We start from the raw sequence: 17,767 nt of genomic DNA, 5'->3' as shown, positions 1-17,767 counted from the left end.
ATGCAAGACCAGATGACCGCCTTCTCCATCGACCCGAACACGGCCCTGCTGATCGTCATAGCCGCCATCGCCACCTATTTTACCCGCATCGGCGGCTATGTGCTGCTCAGCAGCATGAAGCGGATTCCGCCACGGCTGGAATCGGCGCTGAATGCCGTGCCGGCCGCGGTGTTGACGACGCTGGTGGCGCAGCCCTTCATTTATGGCGGATGGGATATCAAGATCGCCATGGCAGTGGCTCTGATCGTCGGCCTGCGTTTTCCGGGCCTGACACTTCTTTTCGCCGGTTGGGCGGCCGTGATGGCCGCCCGTTATGGCATGGGGCTTGGTCTCTGATCAGCCGCCAATCGGCGCCGTCGCCGTCTCCAGCCATGCCTTGATGGCAGGATCGGTGAGCAGTGGCGACAGCTTTTCACGCACGGTGGCGTGGTAGGCATTCAGCCAGTCCAGTTCTTCCGCCGTCATCAGCGAGGCAACGATCAGACGCAGGTCGATCGGGCACCACGTCAGCGTTTCGAAGGAGCGCATGGACATGTCGCCACCGGCGACATCTTCCGCTTCGCGCACAAAAATCAGGTTTTCGATGCGGATGCCGTAATGACCCGGGCGGTAATAACCCGGCTCGTTCGAGAGGATCATGCCGGGCAGCAGCTCCTGCGTGGCAAGCCGCGAGATGCGCTGCGGGCCTTCATGCACCGAGAGATACGAACCGACGCCGTGGCCGGTACCATGGGCGAAATCGCCGCCGGCCTTCCACAAAGCGATACGCGCCAGCGGATCGAGATCGCAACCGCGCGTGCCCTTGGGGAAACGCGCCGTGCTGATGGCGATCATGCCCTTCAGCACCAGCGTGAAGAAACGCTTGCGATCCTCCGGCACCTCGCCGACCGCGACCGTGCGGGTGATATCTGTCGTGCCGTTGATGTATTGCGCACCCGAATCGATCAGGAACAGTTCGCCTGCCTCGATCGTCCGGTCGCTTTCGCTTGTGACGCGGTAATGCATGATGGCCGCATGTTCGCCGGCACCGGCAATGCTGTCGAAGGAAACGTCGCGCAGCGGGTTCTGCATCGACTGGCCGACACGCGCACGCGCCGCCTCCAGCGCCTTCACCGCCTGGATTTCGGTGAGTGAGCCTGGCTTGGACTGATCGAGCCAATAGAGGAACTCGACCATGGCGACGCCATCCTGAACATGCGCGTCGGCCGAGCCTTTCAGCTCGATATCGTTCTTGATGGCGCGCGGCAGCCGGGCCGGATCGGTCCCGTCAACGACAGTGCCGCCAGCGACCTCGATGGCGATGATGAGAGCGAGCGCCGTCAGTTCCGGATCGACGAGAATGCGGCCGTCGTCCTTCGCATAGGCACCGATGCGCTCGCTCAGCGATGCCGGAGCGTGGATGGCGGCAAGTGGCTGAAGATGGACGCGGGCCTCCCCACCGAGCTTTCGCTCCTCGATGAAGAGTTCGGCCTTGCCGTCTGCCGAAATCAGCGCACGCGACAGCGGATGCGGCGTATGCGGCACATCGGCGCCGCGAATATTAAAAATCCAGGCAACGGAGGACGGATCGGCAATCAGAGCCGCAGTAAGGCCCTTGGCTTGCAGGCTGGCAGCGATCCCGGCGATCTTGTCCACCGCCGGTTTGCCGGCATGGGCTTCCTGCTGCACGGCAACCTTACCCATCGGCTCGGCCGGACGATCCGTCCATGCCGTATCGAGCGGGTTTTCATTGAGGAGAACGATCGTGCCACCGATTTCCGAAACGGCCTTGGCAAGCTTCTTCACCTCGGCGCCGCCATGTAGCCACGGATCGACACCAAGGCGAAAACCTTTTGGCGCATGAGCGGGGATCCACAGGTGCGGCGGCTCGTTGACGAGGTCACCGCCGGTGAAGACGGCACCATCCACCTGCTCCGCCAACTGGGTTACGTAACGACCATCGACATAGACTATGGCCTGTGAGCGGGTGATCAGAGCGACGCCGGCCGAGCCGGTAAACCCGGTGAGCCATGAAAGACGTTCCGCAGACTTCGGCACATATTCGCCCTGATATTCATCGGCGCGCGGGACGAGAAAACCATCGATGCCGAGCTCATCAAAACGGGCCCGGATGGCGTTGACGCGATCGCGACCGAACTGCGGCGTGGACGTGCTGTCGAAGGACTGAAACATAGGCAATATTCCAAGTGACATGATTTGAGAAAACGGTTGGCGACACTTAATCGATTTCCGGCTCCATCCGCCAGCAAAAGCATGCCAGTCATTTTCGAGCGGATTGCTGCAATGCAATACCGTAAATACGTAGATATGCATTGAACGCATGCCACAATTGACCGAAGCCTACTCACTAGGCAATCAGGTTTGCCTTATATGTCAGTGCAGACAGAGTGAGAACACGCTCACACAAAGGACGAGATCGATGACCAATTCCTTCTTTCGCAATGCATTCGACCGCGTCGTTGCCGCCCGTAAACGCCAGGCCGACATGCTGATCAACGAAACACTGCTGCGTTACGACGACCAGACGCTGAAGAGCATCGGCACCAGCCGTGCCGAACTGATGCGCAACAAGTTCTGATGAACGGCGCGGCAAGACTGCGCCACACCAGACCGATTGCTTGAGCTTCCTCCCAGGCTCGCGATCCGCTGGTTTGTCAAACCAGCAAAGAGGCGGCATTCTCATGCCGCCTCTTTTTTCGTTCGTTGTTTCACTGCTGTTATGCAGAAAAAGCAATGGTGCGCCGCACAATCACTGTTTGCGTAGATGGATCGTCACCCAGCCATTGCGCCAGATGGTGCGCACATGGCCTAGCCCCGCGCCGGAATAGGCAGAGATTACCTTCCAGCGCTGTTCAGCAAGAATTCCGGACAGGATGACGGAACCGCCCGACGACAGATGATTGACCAGTTGCGGCGCCATTTTGATCAGCGGGCGCGCAAGAATGTTGGCGATGATCAGATCGAACGGTCCGTACCGATCAAAGGCCGGGGAGTGAAAGCCCGGCGCGGTTTCGAGCGCAATCCCATTCGCAATGCCGTTGCGGCGAACGTTTTCTCGCGCAACCCGCACGGCGACCGGATCGATATCGGTGGCCAGCACCGGTATCATCGGCCGCAGTTTTCGAACAGCAATGGCAAGCACGCCTGAACCAGTGCCGAGATCGAGCGCATTCCTCGGATTTTCGCCGTTCAGCACGCGCTCGATGGTTTCGAGGCAGCCGGCCGTGGTGCCATGATGTCCGGTACCAAAAGCCTGACCGGCATCGATCTCGATGGCGATATCGCCGGAACGCACCTTGTCGCGGTCATGGCTGCCATGGACCAGAAAGCGCCCTGCCCTGACAGGCTTCAGCCCCTCGAGCGACTTGGCGATCCAGTCGATATCCGGAATGATTTCGCGCTCGATGACGGCATCGGGAAACTCCTGCGACAGCGCTTCCGCAATACGGGCATGCACTTCGGCCTCGTCCTCGGCCATCATGTAGACCGAGGCTTCCCATATATCTTTCTTTTCGTCGATCTCTGTCGTGCCGACAGCGAAATCCTCTTCGCCGAAGCAGAAGGACAGAATATCGAGGATCTGCTCCGCCTTCTTTTCGGTGGTGGAGACATAGAGGCGGATTTCGCTCACGGCCGGGTCCTTAGATTAAAATGTGCGGCAAGCCATGCCACACAAGGCCGCCCTGCTTCAAGCCCGCGCGGGCAAGCTTAGCCGCCAATCAGACTTTGAAGCTTCTTGACGGCGCTGTCGGGATCCTCGCCATAGGCGATGGTTTTGGAAAAACGCCCACCATTGTCGAGCAGGAAAACCGATGCGGTGTGGTCCATCGTGTATTCGCCGTTCGGATCCTTTTCATCGACCGGCACCTTGCGCGCAAACACCTTATAACCCTTGACCATGTCGGCGACTTTTTGCGGATCGCCGGAAATGCCGGTGATGCGCTTGGAGACATTGGAAATGTATTGCTGCAGGACCTCCGGCGGATCGCGCTCGGGATCGACAGAAACGAAATAGGCATTGATGCGGTCGCCGTCCGGATCGACCTTTTCCAGCCATTCGTTCAACTCGAAAAGAGTGGTGGGGCAGACTTCCGGACAATGGGTAAAGCCGAAAAACAGCGCCGTCGGCTTATCCTGAAACGCCTTTTCGGTGATCGGCTTGCCGTCCTGCGCCACCAGTTCGAACGGCACGCCGAACGGGGCATCAGCAACCTCTCGCGTTTTGCCGGTCACTTCGAATGTCAGCCATCCGAGCACGCCAGCCAGGGCCACGACGGCGACCCATAGAACAATCCGAAAAGTCTTCATGGCAACAGGTCCGTCCGCTTCTGCAACGAATGATGAATTGCAGATAGCCTCGATGATTGAAAGGAGCAAATCAACTGGGTGTTTTTATCAGGCTGAGGTCGTTTCGCCGCAGGCACGCGTCGAACGTCGATATCGCTCGAATATATAAACTCCCGCTTCGACAAGCAGATAGATTGCCAGCACCAGACGCAGCTTCGCCCAATAAAAGGCGGGCATCATCTGACCATCGCGGATGTGAAAATCCTGGCCAAGCTGCAACGTCTGCATGCCGCTGATGGACACGTAGAACATGCCGGCAAGAAAGACATAAAAAGCGATGGCAAGGCACGCCAGCAGATGCGCGATGACCGTCTCCTTCCTGACGAAGCTCAGCAGGAAGAAGGGGATGAGGCAGAAGACGACGAAATCGACGATCGCCCCAATGAGCGAAAGTATCACGAAGGGCAGCCGCCATTTGTAGCCAAGCGCCCATATGTCGCCGATGAGATCGATTGCAAACAGGGCCAGGAACGCCAGTGAGATATGGACCAACTGCCGCATTTCAGGCCCTCCTCACAGTCTCGTTTGGCGGCTTCAAGCCACCGCCACCCTGACCACGCCCACTTACAAACACCATGACATGCCGGTTTCCGCCATAGTGATGAAAATCTCCGAGCCATATTGCAGCCAGCCCGCCACACAGAGAATCAACAGGCCTGATACCAGCAGAAAGCCGGCGAGCATGAGTGGAAGGCGCAACGATGAGGCGTTCTGATGCATGGGCGCCAGTATAACAGGCTTTTTAGTCTGCAAAACAGCAGAAAAAGGCAGGCTTGCCACAGAGATTAGGGGAAGTTTAACCCGGGTTTGAGAGCGTGTGCCCAACGAAATCAGGATGACCGCCATGAGCAACGCCATCAAGCAGTCGGGAGCATATCTCGAAATCGTCTCGTTCCATCTGGGCGACCAGGAATTCTGTATCGACATCATGGCGATCCGCGAAATTCGCGGCTGGGCGCCTGTGACGCCGATGCCGCATACCCCGCCTTACGTTCTCGGCCTCATCAACCTGCGCGGCGCGGTTATCCCGGTCATCGACATGGCCTGCCGTCTCGGCATGAAGATGACGGAGCCTTCCGAGCGCGCCGCCATCATCGTCACCGACATTGCCGGCAAGCTGGTTGGCCTGCTGGTCGAGCAGGTTTCCGACATGATGACTATCAAGAGCGAAGACCTGCAGCCGGCACCGGAAATCATTCCGGAAGGCCAGCGTGCCTTCTGCCGTGGCATCGTGGCGCTGGAAAAGACCATGGTCTGCTTCCTCAACCTCGACACCGTCATTGCCGACGAACTGACGCGCGAAGCCGCCTGATCGATCTCGACAATATCGTTTTGAAACACCCGCCGTGGCAACACGGCGGGTGTTTTGCGTTTTGACATCCACCAGTGCCTCACAGGCACGTGAGGCACGCATATGTGATGGAACATCAAGCCATTGCAAAATAACGATTTTTTTTGAAACCTTCTGGAATACCGACAGTTAACCCCACGTGAATTCAGCACGGCGCCACCAAACGATCCTTTTGAAGGAATCGCTTCGTGGCGTTACCGAAAGACACAAAGGAGAATTGTCATGAAAAAAGCTATTGCACTCGCAGCACTGATTTCCGCTTCGGCTTTTGCAGGTGCCGCATCGGCCCAGACCTATAATTCCGAGATGCCGGCTACGTCCTCGGTAGACGTCAGCGTTGTCAACGTGACCAACGATCCGAGCTCGGGCAATGGCAGCCGTCTGCCGGCAAACCTAACCAATCCTGGTCCGGAACTGATCCAGGATGCTCAGGCACAGCTTCAGTCTGACCCGGCTCTCGTCGATGCGCTGGCGATGAAGAATGTGCAGCTGGCCAATGTCGTGCATATTCAGACCGCAGCCAATGGCGGTAAGATCGTCTACGTTCGCTAAGCCAGAAATATCCCTGAAGAAGCCGGGCTTCCATGCCCGGCTTTTTCATGCGCGGTTTTCCGTCAGGGTTTGCCCTTGGTCCACGTCACCTGCTGACCGTAAAGCGGCACGGCGGAAACAGCCATTTTTGCAGACCCTTCTACCACCCGGCGCGAATGGGCGAGATAGATCAACGTGTCATTGGCCTTGTCATAGATGCGCTTGACGAGCAGATCCTTGAAGATCAGCGATCGGCCCTGGCGAAACACCTCTTCGCCACCATCGTCCAGTTCGATATCGCCGATCTCGATCGGCCCCGTCTGATTGCAGGAAATCGCGCTGTTGGACGGGTCCTGGAACCAGTTGCCGTTCTTGAGGCGATCAATCACGCTGCGATCGAAATAGGTGACGTGGCAGGTGACGCCCTTCACGGCCGGATCGGACACGGCCTCGACAATGATGTCATTGCCGATCCAGTCCACCCCGACCTTGCCGACCACTTCGGCCACGGCAGGAACGGACAGGACGCCGGCAAGAACGACCGAGGCACAGGTGAGTGAAACAAGACGGCGGCGCATATTTGAATAATCTCCGGTCAGCGACATGCGACGAGAGATAAGGTTCGCACGGCACCTTGCAAGATAGGCAGCCTGCAAGATTGCGTAGCGTTTACTGCTTGCGCAGCGTGCAGGCATCATAACCGCCGGCGTACAGCCGGCCGGAACGCATGCCGATGGCCGGCGCGATATCGCGGATTTCCACCACTTTGAGCGATCGTGCGATGGCAATGGATGCCTGCGCACAAATGGCAGCATCCTCCGCCGCATTGTGATGCAGGAAACTGAGGCCCAGATGCTGCGCAAGAATGTTCAGCTTGTGCGAGCCGAGATGCGGCCAGACCTTTTGCGCCATCTTGACGCTGCACAGGTAGGAAAGCTGCGGATAGGCCTGTCGATACTGGTCGAGACAGGCGCGCCAGACGGAAAAATCAAAGGACGCGTTATGGGCGATCATTGTGGCGTCTGCAAAATCGTCGGCGAATTCGTCCATCACCTCGGGAAACTCACCGGCATTCTCCACCTGTTCCGGACGAATGCCATGAATGGCGATGTTGAAGGACGAAAAGCGCATGTCCTTGGGGCGGATCAGTCGCTCTTCGACGCGCACGACCTTGCCATTTTCGATCCACGCTAAACCAACCGAACAGGCGCTGCCGCGTTGCTCATTGGCGGTTTCGAAATCGATGGCGATTGTTTTCAAAGCGGCGTTCCGGGTGGTGATGTTTGCCCGCTTTTAGGATGAGTAAGGTGATTCGGCAAAGTTTCACGCGGCGAATTCGATGAAAGGATACTGGCCTTCGATCCGGAAACAGCATTGCTCGCGGGATCCCACCCACAGCGAAACGAAACGACCTGGCCGTCATCAGCCGCACCCAGCGCCATTTCGACATATTCAACGTCGCAACGGCCTCACCGTCCGAACTATCGGCATAAACCGGCCATTCAGGTTGTCACTTGACCGATGCTCGCCTTTGAGGCGTTATGTCTTCATGACCAATCGCGCCACCCTTACCCATACGACCGTCACCATTCGCCCTGCAGGGCGCGTGGCGGTTTTGGCGCGTTAAGCGGTCATCCGTCACCACCCTGCCGAATAATGGCAGGGATCGGTGTTCCGCTCTGCCTCGGCACAATCCAAGGAGAGCGAAAATGAAATCATCAAACGACGCGAGAGAAAAACCTCCCCGAGCGGAAAAGCTCGAGAATGTGGTAATCCGCGCCGCAGGCCCGGATGACGCGACAGAGATTGCCAGCCTGCACAATCTGCCGGGCTATCGCTATGGAACCCTGCGCACGCCCTTTCATTCGACTGCGGAAATCCGCCGTCACCTGGAAAGCCCGGCGGCCGGCGCCTATCGTCTGATCGCGGAACATGATGGCCGCACGATCGGTGATATCGGCCTCACCCCTGCCGGCAATCCGAGACGCCGCCATGTTGCCACCATCGGCATGGGCGTGCATGACGAATTTGCCGGACGCGGCGTCGGATCGGCACTGATGAAAGCGGTGCTCGATATCGCCGACAACTGGCTGGACCTTCGCCGTGTCGAACTGACGGTCTTCTCTGACAATGAACCCGCCATCCGCCTTTACGAAAGGCACGGTTTCGTCACCGAAGGCTGCCTGAAGCAATTTGCCTTCCGTGACGGGCACTATGTCGACGCCTTCACGATGGCGCGGCTGAAGACCTGATTCTCAGCCGCCGATGAAAGCCAGCCATTCGTCTTCTGTCATTACCTCGACGCCGAGTTCCCTTGCCTTGTCGAGCTTGGAACCGGCGCCGGGGCCTGCGACCACGTAATCCGTCTTTTTGGAAACGGAACCGGCCACCTTGGCGCCAAGCCCTTCCGCGCGTGCCTTTGCCTCGTCGCGGGTAAAGCGCTCCAGCGAGCCGGTGAACACCACCGTCTTGCCGGCGACCGGGCTGTCGGATGCCGCCACCTGTTCGGCCGCCTGTGGCTTCACTTCCTTGAGAAGCCGGTCGACCACGTCGAGATTGCGCGGTTCCTTGAAGAATTCCACGATGGCGCGGGCAACGATCTCGCCGATGCCTTCGATATTGTTGAGGTCGTTCCAGGCGTCACCGGAAAGATCGGCAGCATCCTTCATCGCTTTTTCCAGGACCTCATAAGTACCGTAATGGCGGGCCAGAAGCTTGGCCGTCGTTTCGCCGACATGGCGGATTCCGAGCGCGTAGATGAAGCGGTTCAGCGCGATGGAGCGACGCTCATCGATGGCGTCGAACAGTTTTTTGACACTGACCTTGCCAAAGCCGTCGATGTTTTCGAGCTTCATCAGCGGCGATTCTTCCTGCCGCTTTTTCAGTGTAAAAATATCGGGCGCAGTGCGGATCTGCAGCGATGGATCTTCCGCCTCGAAGAAGAAATCGACCTGCTTGGTGCCAAAACCTTCGATGTCATAGGCATTGCGCGAGACGAAATGTTTGAGGTGTTCGGTGGCCTGCGCGCGGCAGACGAAACCGCCGGTGCAACGGGTGACCGAATCGAGCTTGCCGGTCTTTTCGTTCTTCTCGCGCACAGCATGACTGCCGCAGACCGGGCATTTGGTCGGGAACTCGTATTTCTTGGCATCGGCCGGGCGCTTTTCCATCACCACGTCCAGCACCTGCGGGATGACATCCCCTGCGCGCTGCACGATGACCGTGTCACCGATACGGATATCATGGCTCTCCTCGCGAATACGCTCGCCGGAATTGCCGATGCCTTCGATGTAATCGGCATTGTGCAGCGTCGCATTGGTGACCACGACACCGCCGACGGTGATCGGGGTCAGGCGCGCGACAGGTGTCAGCGCACCGGTACGGCCGACCTGGATATCGATGTTTTCGACAGTGGTAAAAGCCTGTTCGGCCGGGAATTTATGCGCTGTCGCCCAGCGCGGCGAACGCGAACGAAAACCGAGGCGGGCCTGAAGATCCAATCGGTCGACCTTGTAGACGACACCGTCGATATCGTAATCGAGATCCGGGCGGGTGAGACCAATCTCGTTGTAATGGGCAAGGATGTCTTCGAGCGAAGTCAGCCGCTTCATCAGCGGGTTGACCGGAAAACCCCAGTCCTTGAACGTCTGCACCATCTCATACTGCGTCTTCGGCAGTTCGTTCGGCTCGGACATCTCACCCCAGGCATAGGCGAAAAATTTCAACTTGCGGCTTTCCGTCACCTTGGCGTCGAGCTGGCGCAGTGATCCGGCGGCAGTATTGCGCGGATTGACGTAGAGCTGTTTGCCCTGCGCCTCCATCTCGGCGTTCAGCGCCAGAAAGTCGCTCTTGGCCATATAGACTTCGCCGCGCACTTCAACCACGGCAGGCACGCCCTTGGGCAGGCGTTGCGGAATTTCCTTGATGGTCCTGATGTTGGCCGTGACGTTTTCACCGGTCGAGCCGTCACCGCGTGTCGCGGCGTTGACGAGAATGCCGTTCTCGTAGCGGATCGACATCGACAACCCGTCGATTTTTGGCTCGGCGGTAAAGGCGATGGAGTTGTCCGGCAATTGCCCGAGGAAACGATAGACGGAATTGACGAAATCACGCACGTCCTCGTCGGAAAACGTGTTGTCGAGCGACAGCATCGGCCGAGTGTGGGTAATCTGGGCAAATGTCGGCAGCGGAGCGGCACCGACCTTGATGGAAGGCGAATCGGCGCGGATCAGCTGCGGAAATTTTTCCTCGATGTCCTGATTGCGGCGCTTGAGTGCGTCGTACTCGGCGTCCGAAATCTCCGGTGCATCATTGCCATGGTAAAGCTCGTCGTGATGGGCGAGTTCCCTTGCCAGCCGCTCCAGTTCGGCGGCGGCTGTCTGTTCGGTCAGGGTGTCGATTGCTGTCTGATCGGCGGCCATTCGGGAATCTCCATGTCTCAAGGCTTTTCTAGTGCAATCGCCACGGATTGGAAGAACCGCCTGCCCTTTGGTCAAAGATCACGAACATTTTTGGAAAACCACATGGCAAGTGCTCGCCACCCGCTGGACGTTTTGCAGTGCGGTAGCTTAATACCAAACTCGAATACTCATGTTCGCAGATTGCAATTTTCGAGGAAAATTCATGGCCAATCGCTGGCGGGATACGGGATTACGCTATGGGCTGGTGACGCGCCTGTTCCATTGGTCGATGGCCATTCTCATCTGTTGGCAGTTTTCCGGCCTTGTACTGGGCAGGCTTTTCGGCCGCTCCGGCCTGACGGATTTTTTGAACAGCACGCATGGCTCACTCGGCGCCACCGTTCTCATCATGGCGGCGGCGAGAGCGCTCTGGGGTTTCTATAACCTGAAAGACCGCCCGGCGCATGAGCGCGGCCTGCTGGGCCATGCCGCCCGCACCGGCCATGTGGTGCTGTATCTGCTGATGCTCGCCGTTCCGGGCCTTGCCCTGCTGCGCGCTTTCGGTTCCGAATGGGGACTTACGCTCTACGGCCTGCAGATTGTCGAACGCGGCGGGGAAAATATTGGCTGGATGATTGCCCCTGCCCGCCTGCTGCACGGCACGCTCGCCTGGACGTTGCTGGCCATGGTCGGCGGCCATATCGCCATGGTGCTGATCCACCGTTTCGTCTGGAAGGACGAAGTCTTGAACCGCATGGCGGGACCGGCACGGCAGGTCACACCGGCGGAATAGTTTTAGGACGTGACGGCGTCGTCCTCATAATAGGCATCGTCTTCCTCGCTCGCGTAGACATCGAATTCGAGAACGAGTCCACGCGCGGCGATCGCGCCCAGAAGAGCCGGATCGAGGCTAAAGCCCTCGTTGGCTTCGGCCATGAACAGTCCCATCAAAACGTCTCCGTCAAAGCGCGCGGAGAGGTCTTTCCAGACCGTCAGGTCGTCGGTCAAAGCGGCAAAAAGCGAGGCGATCTGCTCAGGCAGTTCGCCGGAAAATTCCTCGTCCGCTTCCAATTGCCATGTGCCGGTTTCGGCAACCGATTTCTTGCCCTTGCCGGATGGCATCACATCGCCCTTGCGGTAGGCATTGGTGGCAGCGACGCCCAGTACTTTCGAAATTTGATCCGGGTCGAGATCGTCGCCGAAGAAGCGTAGGCAGGCAATGGTTTGAAGAACGGCGGCCATGATACTCCTCAATCTTGCTCGTTGACCATCGGCACAGACGGCCTGTTACCCCTCGGCGGCCAGCAGCGCCGCCGCAGCCGCCCTTGCCTCGTCCGTAACGGACGCACCCGACAGCATGCGTGCAATCTCTTCGGCGCGGTGTTCCGGCGTCATTCTGGCGACACGGGTAGCGATCTTTTCCGATCCGTCACCGGCCGGCCCCTTGGAGATCAGCATATGCGTGGCAGCACGTGCGGCCACCTGCGGCGCATGGGTGACGGACAGAACCTGAACGGTGCGCGACAGACGCTTCAGCCGCTGGCCGATCGCATCGGCGACAGCACCACCGACACCGCTGTCGATTTCATCGAAGACCAGCGTCGGGGCAGAGCCGCGATCCGCGAGCGCCACTTTGAGCGCCAGCAGGAAACGCGAAAGCTCGCCACCGGAAGCAACCTTCATGATCGGTCCGGGACGCGTGCCCGGATTGGTCTGGACGTGGAATTCAACCGTATCGATACCGTCAGCGCTGGCTGATTCGGCATCCGTCGCCACTTCGACCATAAACCGTGCGCGCTCCAGCTTGAGCGCCGGCAATTCGGCCATGACCGCTTCCGAAAGGGCCGATGCGCCCTTCTGGCGTTTTTTCGAAACTGCCGCTGCCGCCTGATCAAAGGCGACCTTTGCCGCTTCAGAAACCTTTTCTAGCTTGCCGAGCTTTTCCTCACCGGCATCAAGATCGGCGAGATCGGCCACCATTTTTTCGGCCAGCGCCGGAAGCTCGACCACAGGCACCGAATATTTACGGGCAGCGGCACGCAGCGCAAACAGGCGCTCCTCGACACGTTCCAGCTCGCGCGGATCGAACTCGGTGCGGCGCAAAGCCGCCTCCACTTCCATCTGGGCGTTGGAGAGGTGATTGAGGGCCTGATCGAGCAGTTCAACGGTTTCTTCGAGAAGGCCCGGCGCTTCGTGGCTCTTGCGCTCCAGACGGCGAACCATCGAGGCGATTAACGGCACGGGCGAGCCGTTGCCGTTCAGGAATTCGGAAGCCTCGGAAATATCACCGGCAATGCGCTCGGATTTTTGCATCCGGGCGCGGTTATCGGCAAGCTCATCCTCTTCTCCATCGCGAGGCGACAGGATCTGCAGTTCCTCCACCGAGGAGCGCAGATAATCGGCTTCGCGGGCAGCCGCCTCCACGCGGGCCCTGTGGCTTTTCAGGCTGCGCTCGGCATCCTTCCATGTGCGGTAGAGGCCGGAGACCTGCAGGGCCTCGTCAGCAAGGCCCGCAAAGGCATCGAGCAGCGTACGATGGGCGTTGGTATCGACAAGGGCGCGGTCGTCGTGCTGGCCGTGAATTTCCACCAGCAACTGGCCGATCTGACGCATCATCTGCACGCTGACCGGTTGGTCGTTGACCGAAGCCTTGGTGCGACCGTCAGCGGATTGCACGCGGCGAAAAATCAGGTCGCCGTCGTCATCGAGACCGTTTTCACGCAAAAGAAGGCGAGCCGGATGATCCATGCCGACATCAAAAACGGCCGTCACCTGCCCCTTGTCGCTGCCATGGCGCACGAGACCGCCATCGCCACGGCCACCAAGCGCCAGCGAAAGACTGTCGAGAAGAATGGATTTACCGGCGCCGGTTTCGCCGGTCAGAACCGAAAGGCCGGCCTCGAAATCGAGGTCCAGCCGTTCGATCAAGACGATATCGCGGATCGACAACTGGATCAGCATGTTACCTCGATCCGGCCCTGCCCTGCCTCAAAAAATCAGGAGTCGCTGCCGGCGACAAGCCTTACGGCTGCGCGCGAAATCCACGAACCACGATTTTCACGCGGCTCCAGACCGCCGCCCTTCAGGAGCTTGTAGCTGTCCGAGTACCATTGGCTGTCCGGATAGTTGCGACCGAGAACGGCAGCAGCAGTTTGCGCTTCCTCGGCAATGCCCATGGCGTAATAGGCTTCGACCAGACGTGCGAGCGCTTCCTCCACCTGATTGGTGTTGCCGTATTGCTCCACCACCACGCGGAAACGTTGAATACCGGCAAGGTATTCCTTCCGCTCGAGGTAATAACGGCCGATCTGCATTTCCTTGCCGGCGAGCTGGTCGCGCGCGAAACGGATCTTGGCCTGCGCATCGTCGACATATTCCGAATCCGGATAGTCCTTGACGACCTTGGTCATGGCTTCGATCGTGCGCGAGGACGCGCGCTGATCCTGCGTGACGTCGGTGATCTGCTTGGAATAGGACAGACCGACCAGATATTGCACATAGGCACTGTCGGCGGAACGCGGATACTGCTTCAAGTAACGGTTACCAGCGGCAATCGCTTCGTCGTTACGATTCATGCGCGTATTGACGAAGGTCACCATAACCAGTGCCTTGCGGCCCCATTCAGTGAACGGGTTCTGCTTGTCGATGGCTTCGAACTTGCGCGCAGCCTCACCCATATTGCCGGCCTTCATATTGGCCAGTCCCTGGTTGTAGAGCTGCTCCGGCGGATCGGTGGCAAGACCAAGCTTGGTGATGTCTATGTCCGGGTCGGTGCCGCAGGCCGTCGTTGTCATGCCGACGCCGGCCAGCACAAGGGACACGACCGCCAAGCGAGCCGTTTTCCCGATTACAGAAGACCTGACATTAGCCATGCAAGAGTTCCCGATTGCCACGCGATAAAAAGAGCCACCGCCCCGACAGGCGTTCTAGCCATAAAAGCAGCATGAGGGCAACGCAATGATGGCCTATTCGTGCAATTTTGTGGCGGAGGACTTACTTAAATTACGGTAAAAACAACAAAAAAGAAAAGGCCGTGTCCACAGACACGGCCAAAGCGACTGGAGTCTTGAATCTATTCCAGGGTTCAGCCGACCCAGGGAGCAAATTCCGGAACATTGACCGGAACGAACTCGCGGGCGCGAACACGCTGGCTGCGAGCCGGTGCCTCGACGATCTCATAAGCCGTCGGATCGCTGAGCAGAGCCTTCAGCGCATTGGCGTTCATCTTGTGGCCGCCGCGATAGGAGCGATAGCAGCCGATGAACTGTGCTCCGGCCAGTGCCAGGTCGCCGACAGCATCGAGCGTCTTGTGACGGACGAATTCGTCCTTGGCGTAACGCAGGCCTTCGACGTTGACGACAGTGTCGTCGTCGCCGATGACGACCGAGTTTTCGAGCGACGAACCCAGCGCGTAACCGGCAGCCCAGAGACGCTCGACATCACGCATGAAACCGAAGGTACGGGCACGCGACAGCTCGTCACGGAAAACCGACGCGGTCAGGTCACCCTTCCACGACTGACGACCGATCAGCGGCGAATCAAAATCGATCTCGACTTCAAAGCGGGTGCCGTCATAAGGGCGGAATTCCGACCAGGACGCACCGGCATCGATACGAACCGGCTTGATGACGCGGATGTAACGACGCTTGACGCCGAGATTGACGATGCCGACCTGTTCGATCGCCTCGATAAAGGGAAACGAGCTGCCGTCCATGATCGGCATTTCGGCGCCTTCGACTTCAACGACAAGGTTGTCGAGGCCGAGTGCGTAGATCGCTGCCATGACGTGTTCGATGGTTGCTACCGAACGAGCCATGTTGGTGCCGAGCACGGTGCAGAGATCCGTATTGCCAACCTGCGAGGAAACGGCGCGGTATTCGGCGGTGCTGCCGTCCGCAAGCGTGCGGGAAAAAACGATGCCCGTGCCGGCGTCGGCCGGCTGGAAGGTGATCGATACCTGGCTTCCCGAATGCACGCCGATGCCCGACAGGGTGACGGGGGCGGCGATTGTGGTCTGGAAACCGAGAAGTTCGATGCTCATTCTTTTATGCCTTTATTCAACCGGCCCTGCCAATCCGTAGCGGCCCGGGATCTTTTGCCCATAAATCGGTTCGAATTAACAAACTGCGATTCATGGTCTCTTGATCATCTAGATACGTGCACGCGCCGTACATCTCAAATCACTGTTCGTTTCGTATTGTTACGAAGCCAAGTGCAGGGAGATGCTCAACAATTTCCTAGTCTCGAAACGAAATGTGAAAAGGCCCGGATCGTGCGATCCGGGCCTTTTTCAACAGCTTTATATTTGGTCCGATCAGGTAGACTGGCGGCGCAGGAAGGCCGGGATTTCCAGCTGGTCGTCTTCGTGATGCGCCCCTGCACGCGGCGTGCTGCGGCCCTGATCGTCAAGATTGCCACGACGGGGTGCGTAGAGGCTGGCTTCCGGCGACAGCGGGCGACGCTGCTGCGAGGAGGCGGACGGTGCCTGCATCATTTCACCGGCGTGATCGTCTTCTTCGCGACGGCCGAGCGAGTTGGTGATGCGCTTCAGAAGGCCCATCGGGCCACGCTCTTCATGTGCCGGCTGGCTCTGATGCGCGCGGTGATCCATCTCTGCCTTCACAACCGGCGGAAAATCTTCCACGCGGGGCATGCGAACCTGTTCGACGGTCTCGCGAACCATCGGCTGGCTCATGACCGGTGCTTCCGGCTGCATCATGCGCGGTGCCGGAGCAGGCTGCGGAGCGACCGGTGCCTGATGCTGCGGAGCAGCGTAGGTCGGCTGCGGGGCTGCGGCGTAAGACGGTGCCGGAGCAGCAGCGCGTGGAGCTTCAGCCGGAGCCGATGCGAAGATACGGCTCTGCGGACGGAACTCGTCAGCCTGGGCAACCGGTGCTGGAGCGACCGGAGCAGGAGCAGCCGGGATGGCCAGTTCGCGTTCCATTTCGGCTTCTGCATGGCGGATGGTCTCGGCAATCGGGTCAACCGGTGCCGGGGCGATCATGCGGGGTGCCTGCTGTACAGGCTGCACTGCGGCCGGAGCCGGAGCAACGGCCGCGGAAGGACGAATAATCGGCTTCTGGGCTGCGCGCATTTCAGCGGCACGCAGGTCGACTTCGCCCATGCCACGATCGATGCCGGTGGCAACGACGGACACGCGGATGATGCCTTCGAGCGCTTCGTCGAAAGTGGCGCCGAGGATGATGTTGGCGTCCGGATCGACTTCTTCGCGGATGCGGGTTGCGGCTTCGTCGACTTCGAACAGGGTAAGGTCACGACCACCGGTGATGGAGATCAACAGACCCTGTGCGCCCTTCATCGAGGTTTCGTCGAGCAGCGGGTTGGCGATCGCGGCTTCGGCGGCCTGCATGGCGCGGCCCGAACCGGAAGCTTCGCCTGTCCCCATCATGGCGCGGCCCATCTCGCGCATCACCGAGCGAACGTCGGCGAAGTCGAGGTTGATGAGGCCTTCCTTGACCATCAGGTCGGTGATGCACGCAACACCCGAATAGAGAACCTGGTCGGCCATCGCGAATGCGTCGGCGAAGGTCGTCTTGTCGTTGGCAATACGGAACAGGTTCTGGTTCGGGATGACGATCAGCGTGTCGACCGACTTCTGGAGTTCCTCGATACCCTGTTCGGCCAGACGCATACGACGTGCGCCTTCGAAGTGGAACGGCTTGGTGACGACGCCGACGGTCAGGATGCCCTTGTTGCGGGCGGCCTGGGCAACGACCGGAGCCGCACCCGTGCCGGTGCCGCCGCCCATGCCGGCGGTGACGAAGCACATGTGGGTGTTCTGCAGATGGTCGAGAATTTCGTCGAGGCACTCTTCAGCGGCAGCGCGACCGACTTCCGGCTGCGAACCCGCGCCGAGACCTTCAGTCACCTGCACACCCATCTGGATGATTCGGTCGGCCTTGGTCATAGTCAGTGCCTGGGCGTCAGTATTGGCTACGACGAAGTCGACGCCTTCGAGGCCAGCCGTGATCATGTTGTTGACGGCATTGCCGCCGCCGCCGCCGACGCCGAACACGGTGATCCGAGGCTTCAGCTCGGTGATGTCCGGCTTGTTCAGATTGATGGTCATGTAACCGTTCCTTCTTAATCCTTGGGCAGCGTCGCCACGCCACCGTTT

The 17,767-nt window shown here is 59.1% G+C and carries 19 protein-coding genes; 6 read left to right on the top strand and 13 right to left on the bottom strand.

Going from position 1 to position 17,767, the window contains the following annotated elements; genetic code table 11:
• Positions 1–336, top strand: a complete 336-nt coding sequence (locus GAO09_RS14350; protein ID WP_153354691.1) for an AzlD family protein — start codon at positions 1–3, stop codon at positions 334–336.
• On the opposite strand, the gene GAO09_RS14345 is transcribed toward GAO09_RS14350, so the two are convergent.
• The gene (locus GAO09_RS14345; RefSeq protein ID WP_153354690.1) at positions 337–2,172 is read right to left on the bottom strand and encodes an aminopeptidase P family protein; all 1,836 of its coding nucleotides are present in this window, start codon (positions 2,170–2,172) and stop codon (positions 337–339) included. It abuts the gene before it with no gap.
• Between the two features lie 247 nt (positions 2,173–2,419).
• Between GAO09_RS14345 and GAO09_RS29650 the strand changes: the two genes are divergently transcribed.
• Positions 2,420–2,578, top strand: a complete 159-nt coding sequence (locus tag GAO09_RS29650; RefSeq protein ID WP_209018719.1) for a hypothetical protein — start codon at positions 2,420–2,422, stop codon at positions 2,576–2,578.
• A gap of 171 nt (positions 2,579–2,749) precedes the next feature.
• Here GAO09_RS29650 and GAO09_RS14340 read toward each other — a convergent pair whose 3' ends face one another.
• The 4 genes from GAO09_RS14340 to GAO09_RS14325 form a co-directional block, all read right to left on the bottom strand.
• Positions 2,750–3,631 carry a 50S ribosomal protein L11 methyltransferase gene (locus tag GAO09_RS14340; RefSeq protein WP_324184690.1) on the bottom strand — a complete coding sequence of 294 codons (882 nt, stop codon included), beginning with the start codon at positions 3,629–3,631 and terminating at the stop codon, positions 2,750–2,752.
• Between the two features lie 77 nt (positions 3,632–3,708).
• Positions 3,709–4,308 carry an SCO family protein gene (locus tag GAO09_RS14335; protein WP_153354689.1) on the bottom strand — a complete coding sequence of 200 codons (600 nt, stop codon included), beginning with the start codon at positions 4,306–4,308 and terminating at the stop codon, positions 3,709–3,711.
• An 87-nt stretch (positions 4,309–4,395) separates the two neighbouring features.
• Entirely contained in the window at positions 4,396–4,848 is a 453-nt protein-coding gene (locus tag GAO09_RS14330; RefSeq protein ID WP_153354688.1) for a hypothetical protein, read from the bottom strand.
• A gap of 63 nt (positions 4,849–4,911) precedes the next feature.
• Positions 4,912–5,193: a hypothetical protein gene (locus tag GAO09_RS14325; RefSeq protein WP_153354687.1), complete on the bottom strand. Its 282-nt coding sequence runs from the start codon at positions 5,191–5,193 to the stop codon at positions 4,912–4,914.
• On the opposite strand from GAO09_RS14325, the gene GAO09_RS14320 reads away from it, so the two are divergent.
• Both GAO09_RS14320 and GAO09_RS14315 read left to right on the top strand, forming a co-directional pair.
• Complete coding sequence (locus GAO09_RS14320) at positions 5,192–5,659, top strand: chemotaxis protein CheW (protein ID WP_132272195.1); 468 nt, start codon at positions 5,192–5,194, stop codon at positions 5,657–5,659. The genes GAO09_RS14325 and GAO09_RS14320 overlap by 2 nt on opposite strands.
• A gap of 261 nt (positions 5,660–5,920) precedes the next feature.
• The gene (locus tag GAO09_RS14315) at positions 5,921–6,250 is read left to right on the top strand and encodes a hypothetical protein (protein WP_153354686.1); all 330 of its coding nucleotides are present in this window, start codon (positions 5,921–5,923) and stop codon (positions 6,248–6,250) included.
• A 62-nt stretch (positions 6,251–6,312) separates the two neighbouring features.
• Here GAO09_RS14315 and GAO09_RS14310 read toward each other — a convergent pair whose 3' ends face one another.
• Positions 6,313–6,807: a CreA family protein gene (locus GAO09_RS14310; RefSeq protein WP_153354685.1), complete on the bottom strand. Its 495-nt coding sequence runs from the start codon at positions 6,805–6,807 to the stop codon at positions 6,313–6,315.
• 91 nt (positions 6,808–6,898) lie between these two features.
• Entirely contained in the window at positions 6,899–7,489 is a 591-nt protein-coding gene (locus GAO09_RS14305; protein ID WP_153354684.1) for a 3'-5' exonuclease, read from the bottom strand.
• A 449-nt stretch (positions 7,490–7,938) separates the two neighbouring features.
• Between GAO09_RS14305 and GAO09_RS14300 the strand changes: the two genes are divergently transcribed.
• Positions 7,939–8,481 carry a GNAT family N-acetyltransferase gene (locus GAO09_RS14300; protein ID WP_153354683.1) on the top strand — a complete coding sequence of 181 codons (543 nt, stop codon included), beginning with the start codon at positions 7,939–7,941 and terminating at the stop codon, positions 8,479–8,481.
• A gap of 3 nt (positions 8,482–8,484) precedes the next feature.
• Here GAO09_RS14300 and ligA read toward each other — a convergent pair whose 3' ends face one another.
• Positions 8,485–10,650, bottom strand: a complete 2,166-nt coding sequence (ligA, locus tag GAO09_RS14295) for an NAD-dependent DNA ligase LigA (RefSeq protein ID WP_153354682.1) — start codon at positions 10,648–10,650, stop codon at positions 8,485–8,487.
• A 202-nt stretch (positions 10,651–10,852) separates the two neighbouring features.
• On the opposite strand from ligA, the gene GAO09_RS14290 reads away from it, so the two are divergent.
• A complete protein-coding gene (locus tag GAO09_RS14290; protein ID WP_153354681.1) occupies positions 10,853–11,422 on the top strand; it encodes a cytochrome b in 570 nt (189 codons plus the stop codon).
• 2 nt (positions 11,423–11,424) lie between these two features.
• Here GAO09_RS14290 and GAO09_RS14285 read toward each other — a convergent pair whose 3' ends face one another.
• The 5 genes from GAO09_RS14285 to ftsZ form a co-directional block, all read right to left on the bottom strand.
• Positions 11,425–11,871, bottom strand: a complete 447-nt coding sequence (locus GAO09_RS14285; RefSeq protein WP_153354680.1) for a DUF4279 domain-containing protein — start codon at positions 11,869–11,871, stop codon at positions 11,425–11,427.
• 45 nt (positions 11,872–11,916) lie between these two features.
• On the bottom strand, positions 11,917–13,590 hold the full coding sequence (gene recN / locus GAO09_RS14280) for a DNA repair protein RecN (RefSeq protein WP_153354679.1): 1,674 nt from the start codon (positions 13,588–13,590) through the stop codon (positions 11,917–11,919).
• A gap of 35 nt (positions 13,591–13,625) precedes the next feature.
• Entirely contained in the window at positions 13,626–14,501 is an 876-nt protein-coding gene (locus GAO09_RS14275) for an outer membrane protein assembly factor BamD (RefSeq protein WP_153354678.1), read from the bottom strand.
• Between the two features lie 212 nt (positions 14,502–14,713).
• Positions 14,714–15,670, bottom strand: a complete 957-nt coding sequence (gene lpxC, locus GAO09_RS14270) for a UDP-3-O-acyl-N-acetylglucosamine deacetylase (RefSeq protein ID WP_153354677.1) — start codon at positions 15,668–15,670, stop codon at positions 14,714–14,716.
• 273 nt (positions 15,671–15,943) lie between these two features.
• Positions 15,944–17,719, bottom strand: a complete 1,776-nt coding sequence (gene ftsZ, locus GAO09_RS14265) for a cell division protein FtsZ (RefSeq protein WP_153354676.1) — start codon at positions 17,717–17,719, stop codon at positions 15,944–15,946.
• Between the last annotated feature and the right edge of the window lie 48 nt (positions 17,720–17,767).

The organism is Endobacterium cereale (assembly GCF_009617585.1).
GTDB classification, from domain to species: Bacteria; Pseudomonadota; Alphaproteobacteria; order Rhizobiales; family Rhizobiaceae; genus Neorhizobium; species Neorhizobium cereale.
This window is presented reverse-complemented; position numbering and strand designations above follow the sequence as displayed.

Excerpts from the sequence above, each read along its gene's own strand:
- GAO09_RS14350 (WP_153354691.1), top strand. The coding sequence starts at position 1 with ATGCAAGACCAGATGACCGCCTTCTCCATCGACCCGAACACGGCCCTG.
- GAO09_RS14345 (WP_153354690.1), bottom strand. The coding sequence starts at position 2,172 with ATGTTTCAGTCCTTCGACAGCACGTCCACGCCGCAGTTCGGTCGCGAT.
- GAO09_RS29650 (WP_209018719.1), top strand. The coding sequence starts at position 2,420 with ATGACCAATTCCTTCTTTCGCAATGCATTCGACCGCGTCGTTGCCGCC.
- GAO09_RS14335 (WP_153354689.1), bottom strand. The coding sequence starts at position 4,308 with ATGAAGACTTTTCGGATTGTTCTATGGGTCGCCGTCGTGGCCCTGGCT.
- GAO09_RS14330 (WP_153354688.1), bottom strand. The coding sequence starts at position 4,848 with ATGCGGCAGTTGGTCCATATCTCACTGGCGTTCCTGGCCCTGTTTGCA.
- GAO09_RS14320 (WP_132272195.1), top strand. The coding sequence starts at position 5,192 with ATGAGCAACGCCATCAAGCAGTCGGGAGCATATCTCGAAATCGTCTCG.
- GAO09_RS14325 (WP_153354687.1), bottom strand. The coding sequence starts at position 5,193 with ATGGCGGTCATCCTGATTTCGTTGGGCACACGCTCTCAAACCCGGGTT.
- GAO09_RS14315 (WP_153354686.1), top strand. The coding sequence starts at position 5,921 with ATGAAAAAAGCTATTGCACTCGCAGCACTGATTTCCGCTTCGGCTTTT.
- GAO09_RS14310 (WP_153354685.1), bottom strand. The coding sequence starts at position 6,807 with ATGCGCCGCCGTCTTGTTTCACTCACCTGTGCCTCGGTCGTTCTTGCC.
- GAO09_RS14300 (WP_153354683.1), top strand. The coding sequence starts at position 7,939 with ATGAAATCATCAAACGACGCGAGAGAAAAACCTCCCCGAGCGGAAAAG.
- ligA (WP_153354682.1), bottom strand. The coding sequence starts at position 10,650 with ATGGCCGCCGATCAGACAGCAATCGACACCCTGACCGAACAGACAGCC.
- GAO09_RS14290 (WP_153354681.1), top strand. The coding sequence starts at position 10,853 with ATGGCCAATCGCTGGCGGGATACGGGATTACGCTATGGGCTGGTGACG.
- GAO09_RS14285 (WP_153354680.1), bottom strand. The coding sequence starts at position 11,871 with ATGGCCGCCGTTCTTCAAACCATTGCCTGCCTACGCTTCTTCGGCGAC.
- recN (WP_153354679.1), bottom strand. The coding sequence starts at position 13,590 with ATGCTGATCCAGTTGTCGATCCGCGATATCGTCTTGATCGAACGGCTG.
- GAO09_RS14275 (WP_153354678.1), bottom strand. The coding sequence starts at position 14,501 with ATGGCTAATGTCAGGTCTTCTGTAATCGGGAAAACGGCTCGCTTGGCG.
- lpxC (WP_153354677.1), bottom strand. The coding sequence starts at position 15,670 with ATGAGCATCGAACTTCTCGGTTTCCAGACCACAATCGCCGCCCCCGTC.
- ftsZ (WP_153354676.1), bottom strand. The coding sequence starts at position 17,719 with ATGACCATCAATCTGAACAAGCCGGACATCACCGAGCTGAAGCCTCGG.